Source organism: Shewanella sp. VB17 (genome assembly GCF_013248905.1).
In the GTDB taxonomy this organism is placed as follows: Bacteria; Pseudomonadota; Gammaproteobacteria; order Enterobacterales; family Shewanellaceae; genus Shewanella.
Genome location: NZ_JABRVS010000001.1, coordinates 977,591 through 994,002, shown reverse-complemented (window position 1 = coordinate 994,002; position 16,412 = coordinate 977,591). Strand labels below are relative to the sequence as shown.

Sequence of the window (16,412 nt, the reverse complement as noted above, 5' to 3'; positions counted from 1 at the left end):
TCTCGAAATTTTATTATGCGCCCCCGATTCAGCCTCACAATCCATTTACATCATTCAGTACGCTGCTGACGCTTTTCTATTAGTTATGATCTAAAAAGGTATAATTTTTATTGTTATACCTACCTATAACAGCGCTGTCATAACAATGTGTGTTTTTTGATTAAAAATCAAAAGATTATTTGCATCAGTTTGTAACCAATACGTGAGCCAACCCTATTTCAACGTTGATAAAATAAGTTAAAACGTTAAAAATGTTAAAAATGTTAAAAATGTTAAAAATGTTAAAAAATCAATGAAACATATTCACTGTATGACACTCAACTTCTGAGTGCCACATGACCCATAAGATCTCGTAACGTTAAAGATGATTTTCATTATTAATCAATATTATATCGAATATAAAACAAGTAACTGAACATGCTCCCTACCGTTAATACTACGCGAGTAAGGCGATGGCGTATCAAAGTCCATCACCAACTACAACGCCCTATTAAAATGGAATAATGATGAAATTGAATCTGGTTATCTGTATCTTTAATTACACTGCAGCGGTAAAAAAGGCCATTATCTCAGCTGTCGTCATTTCTTTTGTTTCATTGGAAAAACAATAATAACTCGGTCGCATGTCACTAAAATATTGCATATCCATTTCCAACCCTTTTAAATTTAGGATTAACTTCCTCGGCAACGATTTTTACAGCACCACAAAGGCAGTTGGTTTCTGAGTGAGACATTTTTATAACACCTTAATTGATGAAAACATATACTAGGTTAAGTTGCAAACAACAGCCAGTAGCTATTTTATTCGACTTAAAAATCCTTGTCATAAGTCACTCATAACTTTGCCTTGATTAAAGCAAAACCAGCTGCTTAACGTAGGCTACAAGCTTTAATTCTGAGTGTAACTTAAATAAACATAGATAGATAAGTATAGTGAATGGACTAGATTGGCTCTCAACTGTGAATACATCGATATTAGTGTGGAGTGTATACTAAAATTTATTCCAGCATACACTCACCTAATGAATAACGAAGCTATAACATCGTTTTATAGATGCTATCACCACCAACGATTGCTTCTAGTATTTGAATATCTTTGATCCTTATAGGATCGACCTTCAATGGGTTTTCTGCAAGGATGGTAAAATCTGCCAATTTACCGGGTTCGATAGACCCTTTAATATGGTCTTCAAAATTTTGGAATGCACTATTAATCGTCGTTGCGCGGAGAGCTTCTAACGCAGTGATAGACTGCTCACGACCAATAACCTGACCACTGGTAGACACACGATTGACCGCCGACCAGATCATCAACATAGGATCCATTGGCACAACAGGTGTATCTGTGTGAATAGTGAACCGCATGCCCCTATCTGCAGCCGATTTAGTAGGACTCATACGAAAGGCACGTTCTGGTCCCATAAAAATGTCTCGGTGACGGTCACCCCAGTAATAAGTATGAAGCTGGAAAAAAGAAGGAATCAAACCAAGCTCTGCCATCTCATCAAGTTGATCTTCTCTCGCCATTTGTGCATGGATTAGCGTATGCCGGGTATCTTCTCTAGGAAATGCTTCCTGAGCTTTTCTAAAAGCATAAAGAGCATCGTCAATTGCTGCATCTCCATTGGCATGTAAAAACACCTGTCTTCCTGCTGAATGTATTTTCATGATCCTATCAGCCAATTTCTCACGATCATGTCGAGGATAACCACGGTAGTCAGCATCACCATTAAACGGAGTATAATAAGGTTCACTTAGATATCCGCTATAACCTTGAATTGAACCATCAGCTACCTCTTTGATACCCCCTATGATGAGTTTATCGTTATTGAGTGCCAAATCATAAGCCTGCTGTGAATCTTCTAACGTCGGCCAGGCAATAACGTGAACGTTAAGTAAGTCATCTTGTTCTGACGCCATTTTAAGCAATGAAATGAGTTCGATAGAAGCTAATCCACTATTTGCTGTAGTAACACCTTTTGCAGCATAAATATCAGACGCATAGCGAATTGCTGCAAGCATTTGTTCTGTCGTCATCGCTGGGATCAATTTACCCACCTGATCGAACGCTGGTGGCTCATCAAGGACACCCGTTGGTTCGCCATCTTCATCTTTTCTGATCACTCCCCCCTCAGGTTGAGGCGTAGCGTTCGTAATTCCTGCTAATTCAAGTGCAAGGCTATTTGCAACGGCTAAGTGGCCTGACGTATGAGTAATAAGTATTGGATGTTCTGTGGATGCCCTATCTAAATCATCACGTGTAGGATGGCGCCCTTCAACCAATAAAGTATCATCGTAACCGAAGCCTTCTATCCAATCCCCAGCGGGAATGTTGTTTGCTTTTTCTTCTAATAAGGCAATGATATTCTCAATGCTCTCAACAGTCCCAATCGGGGGACTATTGAGGTTAATCTGATACAAGCCAACCATGCCTGTCATCACAAAGTGACTATGGGCATCATAAAAGCCGGGGATCAATGTACTACCTTGTAAATTAACTACCTGAGTTTCATCACCTATAAAGTGGGCTATTTCGCTATCGCTTCCGACAGCCAAGATATTCCCATTCTTGACAGCTACAGCTTGAGCAACTTCATCCGTTTTATTTAGCGTCAGTATGGTACCACTTATAAAAATACTATCTGCCATCTCACTCTGCTCTGATATATCATCATCGCAACCGGTCAATAAAGACCATACACCAATAGATATTGAGGTAATTAAAGCTAATCGTTTTATCATTCTAAGTACCTGAGTATAAAATTACCACTAATTAGAACGTTATTTAAACACTGATTTTTTATACTTTTAATCTTGCATCAAAATTACGATTTACGTATAACTACTGACTGAATTTACTCATTATTTTTTATATGAAACAAGTTAGATCACTGTTAGAACATGAGTTCACTACGCTGGAAGAAGCATTCAAAAATCATCCTAAACATCGCTGTAGAACGCGTGCTCATGCAATATTGAGTAGTTATCATGGATTCAGTCTCAAGCAAATTGCACAAATATTATTGGTAAAACCCAGCACCGTATCTGGATGGATAGATCTATGGTTTGATTTGGGGATCAGCTTTCTTTATGACGGTAAGCGAACTGGACGACCAGAAATCTATAATGAAGCTGAAAACTTACAGTTAAAAGAGTGGGTCGATGATGAGCCTTATCAACTTAAACGAGCTCAGGCGATAATGGCATCAGAAACAGGCAAGAATGTCAGTAAATCAACGATAAAAAGAACATTAAAAAAAAATTCAATTATAGCTATAAACGTGCCAGACATAGCCTAAAAAATCAACGTTATGAATCAGACTTTTTAGATTGTCAGCAAACATTAGCAGACCTCATTACAGCTGAAGAGGCTGGGAGAATTGAGCTCTTTTATTTTGATGAGTCTGGCTTTAGCCAGAAGTCAAACTTACCCAGCGCTTGGTCTCCAAAAGGAGAGCCGTTAGTGATGCCTTCATACTCTCATAGCAAGAGGCTTAATGTACTTGGTTTTTTAAGTAGAAAAGGAACACTTGTTTACCATACCACTGAAAGTAAAGTGAATACCGAGGTTGTTATAGAAGCTTTTGAGCACTTCATATCGACTAAACGTCTTGATAAATTAACGATTATCTACCTTGATAATGATTCATTTCATCGCGCTAAGCGTTTTAAAGAAAAGTGCTATGAATGGTTACTAAAAGGGCTTGTCATTATGTATTTACCTGCTTATTCTCCCGAACTCAATATCATTGAAATACTCTGGAAAAAGATCAAATATGAATGGCTATCTTGCCATGCTTTTATCACGTTTGAGACGCTAAAAAATAGTGTGAAAGACATACTGGATAATTATCAGTCTAAATATTCGATAACTTTTAGTTAAGCACTTATGACTCCTATTATTGTTATAATATGACTGCAGTTATTTTATGATCACGCTTAGTAAATTTATCATTCTCTTTGGTGTGCTCTATCTAGAGGCCAAGGATAACCAACACATTTTGGGTATCAATTAAAGATCTGTGCAGGCTCATATATCATCTACCAAGGTAGACCTGTACAAATAACAGACAGCCGAAGAAAGGTACCAGATAAAAAATGTGTAAACTAGTCTTTTTCGGCTATAAAATGTATAACTGACATTAGCTCCTAGTGATACTGACAACATATAAACATGAGCTGGCATAGTTAAGAAACAACCGCAGACATCCTTCGTTATCCCCATTATTAATTCTCTTCTAACGACAAAGCGCCACACAAGGTATGCTGTATTTTCTTACATCCACTTACGATTATTGATAGTGAAATCTAATTTATGCTGGTGCTAACGCTTGTGGTAGGATCCTCATCGAAAATTTAACTAAGCAATAAAATGAGTAATAACGTAATGAGTAGAAAAATTGAATTATTGGCACCTGGTGGGGATGTCGATGCAATCAAAGCCGCGATTGTTGCAGGTGCAAATGCCGTCTATTGTGGTCTAGATACATTCAATGCCCGTAATCGGGCGACCAATCTCTCATTCGATGACTTGATCGGGGTCATTGGGCTAGCACATCAATATCAGTGTGAAGTCTTTCTCACCATGAATATCGTGATCCTAGAACAAGAGTTTACTGGTTTAATTAAGCTACTTAATCAAATCGTTAATATCGGCATAGATGGCATTATCGTGCAGGACTTGGGCATATTTAATTTGGTCAAAAAATATTTCCCTAGTCTAGCCGTGCACGCCTCAACTCAGCTCACCACCCATAACCCAGGGCAAATACGCTTTTTAGCTAAAATTGGCGCCACTCGCGTCAATCTATCACGTGAATTAAACTTGAGCGAAATTAAGAGTCTCACTACACTCGCCCATGAGCATGACGTACTCACCGAAGTATTTGTCCATGGTGCACTGTGTATCGCCTTCTCTGGTCAGTGTTATTCAAGCTCTGTCAGTGTCGGTAACTCAGGCAATCGCGGTCGATGCAGCCAAGCTTGTCGGGATGAGTATGAAATCACCGCCGCAGGCAACAAGTTCCCATTAAACCTAAAAGATAACTCAGCCTATTTCGACCTACCTGAATTAGTCGATGCTGGTGTCGATTCATTAAAAATAGAGGGGCGTATTAAAGGTGCTCAATATGTCCATACCGTGGTAGATAGCTGGCGTAAGCAGATAGATCGATTTATCGAAACCGGCCAGTTACTATCCGACAATACGCAACTTTATAAAGTTTTTAACCGTGACTTCACCAATTCTTTTTTAAAAGGCAACCTCACCAAAAACATGTTTATCGATAATCCCAGAGATAACAGTTTTAAACATGCCAACGATGAACATAATGCCATTTCTGTGGTGCAGATCCAGCAAGTTCAACAAGGACTTTCAGAAGAAAAAAATGCCATCGGTGCACATGTAGTTGAAAAAATTAAGCACTTAAGCATCGCCAAGCAAACATTAACCATACATTTTAGCGGGCAAGCCGGCAAACCACTAACAGTCAATGTCACCACAAACAAGCATAATTTTTGCGTACATTCTGAAATGCCGCTTATCGCATCAGAGCAAACATCAGTGGATAAAAGCGCCATCGAAAAGCGCTTTAAAAGCCTACAACAGGGCAAATATTCCTTACAAGCATTCGATTTTTGCGACCTTGAAGCTGGCCTTAGCATCCCATTTAAGGAACTTACTCGCATTAAAAATCAGGTCGCTTTTCTACTGAATGATAAAGTGAGAGTGATCCCAGCAGTCAGTCTGCCAACGCTGACCAAACATAGCAAGCTGACAGAGACACCCACACTATCGATACTAATAAGTGATGAGAAAGACCTGCACCTTGCTGATATCACCGACGCAGACATCTATTTTAAATTACCTGAAAGTTTTAAAAAGAATTGTACTAAATACATTGATATTTTATTAAGAAACCCAAGATTAATCCCTTGGTTTCCTGCCGTACTCATCGGTAAGGACTATATCGAGGCGGTAAAAATTCTTGAGCAAGTCAAGCCGGTACGAATCGTCACCAACAATACTGGCGTGGCATACAAGGCATTTGAAATGAACATCGACTGGATCGCTGGGCCTTTTTTAAATACGACTAACTCTCATGCGCTATTAACCTTACAGGAAGAATTGAACTGCTCCGGTGCGTTTATCTCCAATGAGATAAACCAAAATCAAATCAAAAATATCGCACGACCAGAAAATTTTAAGTTGCTCTACAGTATCTACCACCCCATTCTGATGATGACCAGCAGACAATGCTTCTTTCAGCAAACTGTCGGCTGTAATAAGCCCAGTATCGAAGATGGCTGTATGCTCAAATGTGAAAAAGCGACCACAATTACGAATGTCAAAGGCATCTCTTTTGCCGTCGATAAGCAAAAAGGCGGTTATCCCAGCATCTATAACCATGAGCAGTTTTTAAATATGAATGTCATCGAAGACTTTTCACACCTGTTCGATGAATTCTTTATCGATTTGACCAATATCGGCTCGGGATCCAAGGCGGAATTAGATAAAACGGAATTAATTCGTCATTTTGAAAAACTAATCAAGGGTGACAGCGAGGCAAAAATACAGCTCGATGCCATGGTGACGGTCTCGACCCATGCCCAGTACAGTCAGGGGCTCTAATATTAGCGATAGTAAAACCTATACCAAATAGACACTCAAGCTATTATGCCGACTTTACTGTCGGTGGGTTTAATCTTATTGACTAATGTATCCGAAGCGCGCTTCTATGTACCTATTTAAAAACTGATGTAGAATAGCAAAACACAGCAGTGATAGAGAAAATTGAAGGTTCTCAATCACTGCTAATCAATGCACAATATTCCTTCAAAATTCAAAATATTCGCGTCTGGAGATCTGTTATATTATGGATAGTCTGCGTCCCATCTGCAATAACAGCTATGCCATTTTCTTGCATTATTTTAAATACATCCCAATAACTAGAATTGGGATTGCCTGGTTGGGCAACAAAACCGACAGGACATTTAGCACTTACCATTTTATAATTCTGTTCTGAAATAGTAAAATAGTTAAAATAAATACTATTAGATAAAGACTCTCTCCCCCATGTACCTTCCACTTGAATATAATCATTTGAACTATTTAGTAACCAAACCCAACAACTAGCATCAGGCTTAGCGCAGTATACTGATGTAGTCTCTGTGCTGAGGGCTGGCATCACAATACAAGTCAAAATCACAGTAATCAGTAAATGATATTTACCCACAAAAACCTCACTTCACTTATATTTGTAAGAATAACATCAAATTATTAATTATAGTCACTTAAATAAATACCTATAGTTAATAAAAAGCTAACAACACAACAAATAAATAACAAGTAAACATCAATGATATTTAATTAAAACAAAGCAACACTGTGTATTACTTATGTAGTAAAACACTATAGTAACACAAGAATATATACTTGTATCATTTTGTTACGCAGGATAGCACCATTTAAAAATACAATTTCACTTTTAGTGAATAACTATATATTTAATCAACTTTAATTAGATTTATACTGTGAATACATGGGATGAAAAGATGTTTCATACTCAATTTTAATCTGTATTTAAAATAATAAATTAATCTTAAGTATAGTAATCAAAAATTAAGTACACTGAATTTGTATGCTGTTCTATTTATAAAATAAAATCACTCCACCTTAGAGTGATTTGATTCAATCATAAATAAAGCTAAATTAAAAAATCATTTAGCGACTTTCCTGCTTCAAGCGCATTTTTGAAAACTGTAGGCATTCGGCCTTGTCCAGTCCACGTTAATGGCTCTCCACCTGAATTGATTTTATACTTTGCTGGACGAGGTGCCCGTTTTATTTTCACCGCTTTAGTATCTGAAGTCATACCTATATCTTCAATAAATAATCCTAACTCTGCCATTTGCAAACGTATGGCTTCTATTTTCTCCTTACGTTCAGCATTGATAACCAGCTCTTTATCGACTTGTTTCTGGCGAGCAGCAATAAGCTCTGTGAGCTTAATCCCAAAGGTTTTTAACTCTTCAAGGGGAAGATCTTGAACCGCAGTTTTAAATCGACGTCCATGCATAAGAGTTTTAATAAATTCAGACAAAAGGTTTTCCTCGTAAAATGGGTAAACAATAAATTAGGGCGATATGATTAACTCAAGCGAGGCAAAAAATGCCAGTTAAATAACAGTTACTAACCCTAGTAAGATAAGGGGCTGCTTTATATTCAGTTAGTAGTTAATTATTTGATATAGTTCACTATTACATCATGCCATATCATTACCTTCTTCATGCTTCAGCTCCCTCTGTTTCGGTTATAAATTACCAATTTTTATCCTCTAAAACGTACAATCCCCTTTAGAAGGAATGATACCATAAAGTATGATTTTCACTTTAATCAAAGAAAATTCGAGCAGATTTATAATTGCAGCAATAATTTTAAACTTTGATATCATAATAGAGCATAAAGACTATAGAATAGTATAAGTCCTCATTTCATTAATAACATCATCTAAACTAATGACAATACACTAAAACTACCTAAATATGATTGGTTTTTCATCTTTAGGCAGTTTAGCTATATAGCATAATGAACATTATGCTATATTTTTTAGTCATTAAAAAAGAATAGGATACATTCCCTCGATGGTGTAACTGATTTCCTCATCAGCCATACGAGGATCCATGTCAATAAATACACTTTTGGGATAACCATACTCATAATCAAAACTAGAATTAATTATATGAGCAGTATTATTTGCCTGCATCAATTCTGAAAATAACATTTCTATTGTTTTAAACGAAGCAAGGTAATTATCCTCTACTTCAACATCAGTATCTACATTAAAAGCACTGACGACTTTATTATTAATGACAGTGATGCGATAAACTGTACCCGAATCTTGACAGTAGCAAGAACGCTTGAAATCATAGCCATAATTAACAGTTCCCTCTTTATACCACTGAGAATATGCGCCATAAACCTGAGGAGTAAAGTCTTTGGTAAAATCTTGTGGGAAGGCTTCTGCAGACACTGAGCTAACTTGTAATAACAAGCCTATAAATAACGCTTTTTTCATATTAACTTCCAATACTCGATAATTAGCATATATAAAGAAGGATTTTCAAAAAAAACCTTCTAATATTTTAAATTTGCAACAAATCGAGTGTACACGCACCAACATCGATAACACAACAACTACATACCCAAAACCTTATATCAACATGTTATTTAATAAAAAAGTATTAAAACATTAGTTCTTCCTGACTTTTTCTAGAGTATCAGGACTAATAATTAAAAAGGTTAAGACTCATCATTATTAATAATAATGAGCATATATAGAAAGTTAGCCATGAAGATTGATAATTTTTATATTTATGCAGTTCAAAAATAGAACAAAATATCGGATAACTTCAGTCTTAGTTCAAGCTTACATCAAGGCAGTTATTAGCAAATGGCTGGATCTTATAGGAAGAATAACAGCCATTTTTTATTTATAAAAAAGTATCCTCTACTAATTTTTTAGCATAACTTGCTCTTTCAATATCGATGATCTCGACCGTTAAGGATGTTTGCTCTAAATCTAGTAAAGTTAATTTTTCCAATACTAGATTTGATAACTTCATTTTTTTATCTTGAGTTCTCCCCTCCAATAAGCGTATGGAAACATGAATAAATGCCTGTTTTCTTTCTCCCGTTTGATAATAAACATAAGGCAGCGCTCTTATTTTTATATCTGGCCCCTCAAAGAGCTTAGAACTAAAGGCCCCTTGATACACGAGATCGACTAAAACAGAAGGATTAAAACGTTCTTCTAAATCTGTTGAATACTCAACGATACAATGAGGCAAAATAACATCCTTATATTGATAAAATTAGCCACCAGTAAACTGCTGCCACCATGAAAGTGGCTCACCACAGTTTTTAGCTGGATGATAGCTGGCTTCTAATGCAGGAAGTGCCATTACATTGCTACAGCCAGCTTGCTTTGCAACGCCTGTCGTGTTGTCGAAATACCCATTGACAACACCACTTACTGGCGTAGTTCTTAAACTTATCGGTGGGCGAATACCAAGGAAATCTTGATAAACAGCCATTGCGCCACTACTACCATAGAGCCCTGTTTTGCCATTATCATCACGCCCTACCCAAATCGCGGCGACGTTACGCTCATCAAACCCTGCAAACCATGAATCTCGAGAGTTATTACTTGTGCCAGTTTTTCCAGCCAGTTTAGTATGAGGGAATGCACGCCCAAGTCGAGATGCCGTACCAGAGTTGACCACTTGCTGCATCCCATATTGCACCAAATATGTCGTACTGGGTTTCAATGCTTGCTCCTGCTCTATCCGAGATACAGGTAAAGGCTCGTTGTCCATATTCAATACCGCAGTCACAGATGAAAGCTTCCTATAACGTCCATTATCTGCAATTGTTTGATACACCTGAGCCACCATCAAAGGCGACCCACTAACAGCACCTAATAGCATTGAGGGATACTCTGAAATGGTATCTCTCCATCCTGCCTTATCCAAGGTCGTCGCAACACTACTGACCCCTATCTCCATACCTAAATTGACAGTTGGTACATTGATAGACTTTTTAAAAGCTGTAAGTAATGGCACCTCTCCTCTGAATTTTTTATCGACATTCTGAGGTGACCAGGTTTTACCTTGGCCATTATTTAACGTAATAGCTTGATCTCTTAATGGGGTCGCCAATGTATATTTAGCCGGCTGAGCTAAGGCCGTAGCATAGACAAAAGGCTTAATTAATGAACCAATTGGCCGTCTAATCTCAACCGCTCTATTGTACCCTTTATAGCTTGGTACTTTATCACTAACCATCGCCGCTATCCCTGCAGAATATTTATCGGTTATCACCATGCCAACCTGTAAATTTTTATCATTTTTCCCAAGGCGGGCCATGGTTTTTTTCACCGCTTTTTCAGCAGCTTCTTGAGCCATTGGATCTAACGTGGTGTAAACCTTAATCCCTGACTGTTTCAACAAAGAGTCGCCAAAACGTCGATTAAGCTCATGTTTTACCACAGCAAAAAAAGCAGGTAACTTTTGGTGCACAGGCTTATCAACACTCCTTAAACCTAAGGGAGACTCCACCGCTGCAGTATATTGCTCCACACTCAGCTTGTCGTCCTCCATTAAGAGACGTAACACTAAATCACGACGATTTGTTGCCCGCTCAGCGTAGCGCCAAGGGTTGTAATAGGAGGGGCCTTTAATGACAGCGACAAGGAATGCTTGTTGAGGTAGCGTTAGTTCAGCAATTGGACGACCGAAGTAAAACTGAGAAGCTAATCCCATGCCGTGCACACCACGAGCCTTATCTTGTCCCATATACACTTCATTTAAATAAGCTTCTAATATTTCATCTTTTCCATAGCGAAAATCAATAATAAGCGCCATCAAAGCTTCTCTTATTTTACGCACTAAAGAGCGTTCACTGGAAAGAAAAAAATTCTTCGCAAGCTGTTGAGTTAATGTCGATCCCCCTTGCACCGTTCGGCCAGCACCAATATTCACCATTGCGGCACGCATAATGGCAAAGGGACTCACGCCATGATGTTCATAAAAATTACGGTCTTCGACTAAAATCAGTGAGTCAATAATAAGCTTCGGCATTTTATCTTTTGGCACGAATAAACGATCTTCTCCATCACCGGTGATGATACGATCAAGCAGCACTGGCTCAAGATGAAACACCGCCAATTGACGCTTATCAGACTCTCTTGCTACTGAGCTTACACCTTGTGAGTCGAAGGTTATCATGACTCTCTGTGAAACCTGAGATCCCTGGGGATGCAGAAAAGGGCGACGCCATAAATCCACTCTTGTTTTAGACGCAGAGAACTCACCCACCTGTCTTGGATTAGCCACTTTACGGTAGCCCAATAATTTCAACTCAGCGATCAACTGTGCATGACTCACGGCGACACCAGGATAAAGTGCCATAGAACGACTGAATACTTGAGCTGGCAAGTGCCATTTTTGCCCTTCAAATTTACGTGCAATGATCTGATCCAAATAAATGCTATAAATCAATGAGCCTGCTAAGAAAACAAGCCCCAACTTCCAACTCATTGACCAGATCTTTGCCATGAGTCCTGATGATTTTCTCGTCATTTTTGCAGTACGTTTCGTGGGTGTTTTTTTTGCCCGAGATTTAGACACTGTGGTCTTTCTAGTGTTCTTATTTGATGTATCTTTACTTGTCATTGTCATTCCAAAAAACGTATTGTAGAATCAAGGCAACTTGCCTGTATTGTAAAAAAACTCATCATTGTGTCGCTTGATTTTCTTTTGCTAGCCTTTATTATTTAGCGTTTTTTTCTTGGTAAATCGAGTCGGCAAGGTATTCGCTGGATCATCAGGCCAAAGGTGCTTAGGGTACCGACCTTTCATCTCCTTTTTTACCTCAACATAAGGTCCTTGCCAGAAACTGGATAAATCGGCAGTCAATGCCAGAGGCCGACGAGCAGGGGAAAGTAGTTCCATGATAACGGTTAACTTACCATTAGCCAAAATGGGACTTTGCGCCATACCTAACGCCTCCTGAAGGCGCACACTCAACAAAGCTCGCTCTCCGTCATAAGTTACCTTTGCTTGAGTCCCTGTCGCCATAGCCCAATAACAAGGAAATTGCTTATCAAGACGCTGCTGCTCACTCCAGTTGAGCCGATTTAGCAGCAGAGTATAACAGTCTAGCGACTTCAATTGTGACAAGCTTCTGACATCAGTTAAATAAGGACCTAGCCAATCTTCTAGAGTATCGGTAAGGCCATCATCGCTGATATCCGGCCAGTGATATTCAGTATCGAGTTTCGATGCTAATTGAAGTCGATTTTGTAATTGTACAACCTTCTCATCCATCCTTAATAGGCCAAGACCTTTATGGTGAATTTGCTCAATAATAGCCGATTTAATTTGCTCAGGATCTGGCTTACTTACAGCGGATTTACTTAATACTATCTCACCTATACGCTGTTGAATTTCAGCGTAAAAACGTCCCTTAACCTCGTCCCACCCACAGTGCGACTGCTGACAAACCAAAAACGCTAATCTCTGTTTAAATGCCTCGGCATCGATTTGAGCTGCCAAATACACTCGTCCACTGCTTTTGCCTGCATTTTCCTGAAAGTCAGCCACCACCAGCCAATCTACCGAAGATAAAGCATCATGTTCTGGTAAGCTCACCCCGGTACCATTAGCGAGTAAGTACCCCGAAACACCCCGGTTTTTAGCCACTCTATCTGGGAATGCAAGCGCAAGTAAAAAAGCAATATCATCATTGGAAGCATGTGCAATACATGCGGATAGCTCAACATTGACTTTAAGTCTCTTCATCCACTGCCTGATCTGCAGACCCGACTCACCTTGAATAGCCTCCCTCAAGTAACCAACAATATCGATACCATGACGACCACGGGTCCGAGACTCCACTATGCCAGCCAGAATACAAGCAAGGCCGATAAGCTCCTTTGCCCCAGAACCCTGAGAAAGGTATTTAGCCTTGAGTAACATATGTGCCAATCTAGGGTGGCAGCCAAGTGTGTAAGCCTGACGTCCATGTTGAGTTATCTTTCTTTTTTTATCTATAATATCAAGTAGTTCAAGCAAATTCCAAGCTGCCTTTTCATTCGCTTTAGACGCTGGTGTGAGCAAGGGTAATTCACTGAGCGATTTAACTCCCCAATAAGCGCAATCGAGCACCATAGGGACAAGATCAGCATGCAGTATTTCCGGCTCATCAGCTTTAAGTAATCGTCCTTGCTCCTCCTGACTCCACATACGTAGGCAATAACCCGGCGCCAAACGACCAGCACGGCCACAACGTTGCTCCGCAGAGGCCTGACTTATGCGCTTCAGCGATAAGCGAGTCGCGCCAGTTTTGGCATTAAAGCTGGCCTGACGCTTATAACCTGAATCAACCACCATAGTGACCCCTTCTATTGTCAAGCTCGACTCAGCAACATTGGTTGACAACACCAATTTACGTTTGCCATCAACCGCCGCGGCAATCGCTCTGTCTTGGTCTTTAGGGGGTAAACTGCCATAAAGTGGGCAGATAGAAAATTGACTGAGATCGAGGCGAGTGGTTAAAAATGCTTGCAACTTCATGATCTCACCTTGACCAGGAAGAAAGGCAAGCAAAGAACCTTTGGAATATTGAGTTAGCTGACTGTCATCTGCAAGCATATCGACGATGCACCTGCCCATATGCTCAACCCATTGATACGATGAGCGATGGTGCTGTACAGAAGGAAGTGCCTTATACCCTAATTCAACAGGAAAGCTACGTCCCTCACTTTTGAGCAAAATAGCCTCAGGCATAATCTGGCTTAAAGGTAAACCAGAGAGGGTTGCTGACATCGCCAAAATCTTAAGGTTTTCTCGCAACGACTCCTGGATTTCCAACGCTAAAGCTAAACCAAGATCAGTGGTTAAATGCCGCTCATGGATCTCATCGAAAATAATCATCTCGATCCCATTTAACTCAGGATCATGCTGGATCATTCGCGTTAAAATACCTTCGGTGACGATCTCTAAACGAGTCGATACTTGACTACGAGACTCACCACGAACCCGAAAACCCACCTCTTCACCCACTTTGCAACCTCGTTGGCTGGCAATATAATGGGCAACGTTCCTAGCAGCAACTCGTCTGGGCTCTAACATCAAGATTTTGCCCTTAATCTCGCCCCAATCCAGCATAGCTAAAGGAAGAGCTGTGGACTTTCCTGCACCTGTAGGCGCCTCTAATATGACTTGATTGTGTAGACTAAACGCCTCTCTTAATGGTGTAAGCAGGCTAAGTACAGGTAACAGTTCCAAGGGGGCGTATCTCATTAACACTTTGAGCTCAGTGTACTAGGATTGCAAGGCAAGTGAAATACATTGATGGGTGAGTGGACAAGTACACTCCTAGATCTAAAAGCGGCGTATTCACGCCGCTTTTAGCTCGTCTTTATCGCCAACAAGAGCGGTCAAAAAAGTAAATCTAGGGCTTAAGAATCTTGCAATAACGCTGTGATGGTAAGCATACCATGGGTCGTCCCACCCGCGGCCCAAAGCGAATTGGGTTGATCGGCAAAGGCCGATGCCAAATCCATATGCAACCAATTCACCTCCGGTGAAACAAAACGCCATAAAAACCCCGCTGCGTTAGAAGCACCACCCGCACCACCGCCTTTCATTGCACGACTGTTAGCCGTATCGGCATAGGCAGATGGGCACATATCTCGATGCCAAGACTCTAAAGGCAGTGGCCACACCCGTTCACCCACCTCTGCGGCTTTAGTCTGAGCTTTAAGCAACACTTCACTCTTAGGAGAGAAAATAGCATTGTAATTGGTGCCGACTGCCATCACAGCCGCGCCCGTTAAGGTCGCGGCATCAATGACCAATTTCGCCCCCGTTTCACATGCAGCTTGCAAACCATCAGCTAACACCAAACGCCCCTCTGCATCTGTGTTGACCACTTCTACTGTCACCCCATTTTTGTAAGTGATGATGTCACCCAGTTTATAAGCGTTACCACTGATTAAATTTTCTGCGCAACACAGAAACAGCTTAATGCGTTTATTCAGCCCTTGTTTAATCGCTAAACCAAGGGCCGCAGTAACCGTTGCCGCACCGCCCATATCACACTTCATGCCTAACATACCTTCTGATGGTTTAATACTGTAACCACCAGAGTCAAACGTAATGCCTTTACCCACAAGTGCAACAGATACAGAGGCATCACCCTCCAAAGGATTATAATCAAGTTCTAACATCGCTGGTGGCCGTGCACTACCACGGCCTACCGCATGAATACCCTGCCAGTTCTCCTCTAAGAGCTGATCCCCTTCAATAATACGATAACTCACCTTGTCACCACCTAACTCTGACAACCAGTGTGCTGCTAAAATTGCCAGTTTAACTGGTGCAAGGTTTTCAGGAGTTTCATTGACTAAATAGCGGGCAAAACTTGCACTTGATAAGCGATGAGTCAACGCTATCTGAGTCGCCTCATCTCCTGTCCAGATAATTTCAGGCATAGATTTCGCGGTCGCAAACCCTTGCGCTAGTGACCATTGAGAATCCAAATCCCATCGTTCACCCTCTAAAGACAATTTCATTAACCCTTGGCTTCTTAGCTTACGTGCGGCTTGTTGAATTTGACGCAGTTGATCACCTTCTTTAAGATGTATCACAGCTTGATTATTTTCAAAAGTGACATCTGCATTGCCCCAGTGAGCTGCTGGCGCCTTTTTCGTAAGCGTTAATACCATTAAATCAGTCATATTGTTTCCTTCTATTTTTATCCAATTCCAGCTTTGACAACAAGTTTACTGCGATCAAAATTAATCTAAAAAAACGACTACTTTTTAACGAAAAAAGCCTCGTTTTGT

10 protein-coding genes and 1 pseudogene are annotated in these 16,412 nt (G+C 40.0%); 2 read left to right on the top strand and 9 right to left on the bottom strand.

Going from position 1 to position 16,412, the window contains the following annotated elements; translation table 11 throughout:
• Positions 1-538 precede the first annotated feature (538 nt).
• Both HQQ94_RS23050 and HQQ94_RS04185 read right to left on the bottom strand, forming a co-directional pair.
• Positions 539-676 (bottom strand): annotated as a pseudogene (locus tag HQQ94_RS23050) (GFA family protein); the annotation flags it as partial.
• Between the two features lie 359 nt (positions 677-1,035).
• A complete protein-coding gene (locus HQQ94_RS04185) occupies positions 1,036-2,742 on the bottom strand; it encodes an amidohydrolase (RefSeq protein ID WP_217273989.1) in 1,707 nt (568 codons plus the stop codon).
• Positions 2,743-2,873: 131 nt separating this feature from the next.
• Here HQQ94_RS04185 and HQQ94_RS04180 point away from each other — a divergent pair.
• A protein-coding gene (locus tag HQQ94_RS04180; RefSeq protein WP_173293234.1) for an IS630 family transposase occupies positions 2,874-3,883 on the top strand; the annotation gives its coding sequence in 2 pieces (ribosomal slippage) (positions 2,874-3,263 and positions 3,266-3,883; 1,008 coding nt in all).
• A gap of 504 nt (positions 3,884-4,387) precedes the next feature.
• Complete coding sequence (locus tag HQQ94_RS04175) at positions 4,388-6,631, top strand: peptidase U32 family protein (RefSeq protein ID WP_173293233.1); 2,244 nt, start codon at positions 4,388-4,390, stop codon at positions 6,629-6,631.
• A gap of 211 nt (positions 6,632-6,842) precedes the next feature.
• Here the strand turns inward: HQQ94_RS04175 and HQQ94_RS04170 are convergent, their stop codons facing one another.
• The 7 genes from HQQ94_RS04170 to pepB form a co-directional block, all read right to left on the bottom strand.
• A complete protein-coding gene (locus tag HQQ94_RS04170; RefSeq protein ID WP_173293232.1) occupies positions 6,843-7,235 on the bottom strand; it encodes a hypothetical protein in 393 nt (130 codons plus the stop codon).
• A gap of 471 nt (positions 7,236-7,706) precedes the next feature.
• Positions 7,707-8,102 carry an H-NS family nucleoid-associated regulatory protein gene (locus HQQ94_RS04165; RefSeq protein ID WP_173293231.1) on the bottom strand — a complete coding sequence of 132 codons (396 nt, stop codon included), beginning with the start codon at positions 8,100-8,102 and terminating at the stop codon, positions 7,707-7,709.
• A gap of 513 nt (positions 8,103-8,615) precedes the next feature.
• Positions 8,616-9,077, bottom strand: a complete 462-nt coding sequence (locus HQQ94_RS04160; protein WP_173293230.1) for a DUF6174 domain-containing protein — start codon at positions 9,075-9,077, stop codon at positions 8,616-8,618.
• A 415-nt stretch (positions 9,078-9,492) separates the two neighbouring features.
• Entirely contained in the window at positions 9,493-9,849 is a 357-nt protein-coding gene (locus HQQ94_RS04155) for a 5-carboxymethyl-2-hydroxymuconate Delta-isomerase (RefSeq protein ID WP_173293229.1), read from the bottom strand.
• Positions 9,850-9,873: 24 nt separating this feature from the next.
• Positions 9,874-12,234 (bottom strand): penicillin-binding protein 1B, encoded by a 2,361-nt coding sequence (gene mrcB / locus HQQ94_RS04150; RefSeq protein WP_173293228.1) that lies wholly within the window; start codon positions 12,232-12,234, stop codon positions 9,874-9,876.
• A gap of 87 nt (positions 12,235-12,321) precedes the next feature.
• The gene (hrpB, locus tag HQQ94_RS04145) at positions 12,322-14,865 is read right to left on the bottom strand and encodes an ATP-dependent helicase HrpB (protein ID WP_173296510.1); all 2,544 of its coding nucleotides are present in this window, start codon (positions 14,863-14,865) and stop codon (positions 12,322-12,324) included.
• A 158-nt stretch (positions 14,866-15,023) separates the two neighbouring features.
• A complete protein-coding gene (gene pepB, locus HQQ94_RS04140) occupies positions 15,024-16,304 on the bottom strand; it encodes an aminopeptidase PepB (protein WP_173293227.1) in 1,281 nt (426 codons plus the stop codon).
• Between the last annotated feature and the right edge of the window lie 108 nt (positions 16,305-16,412).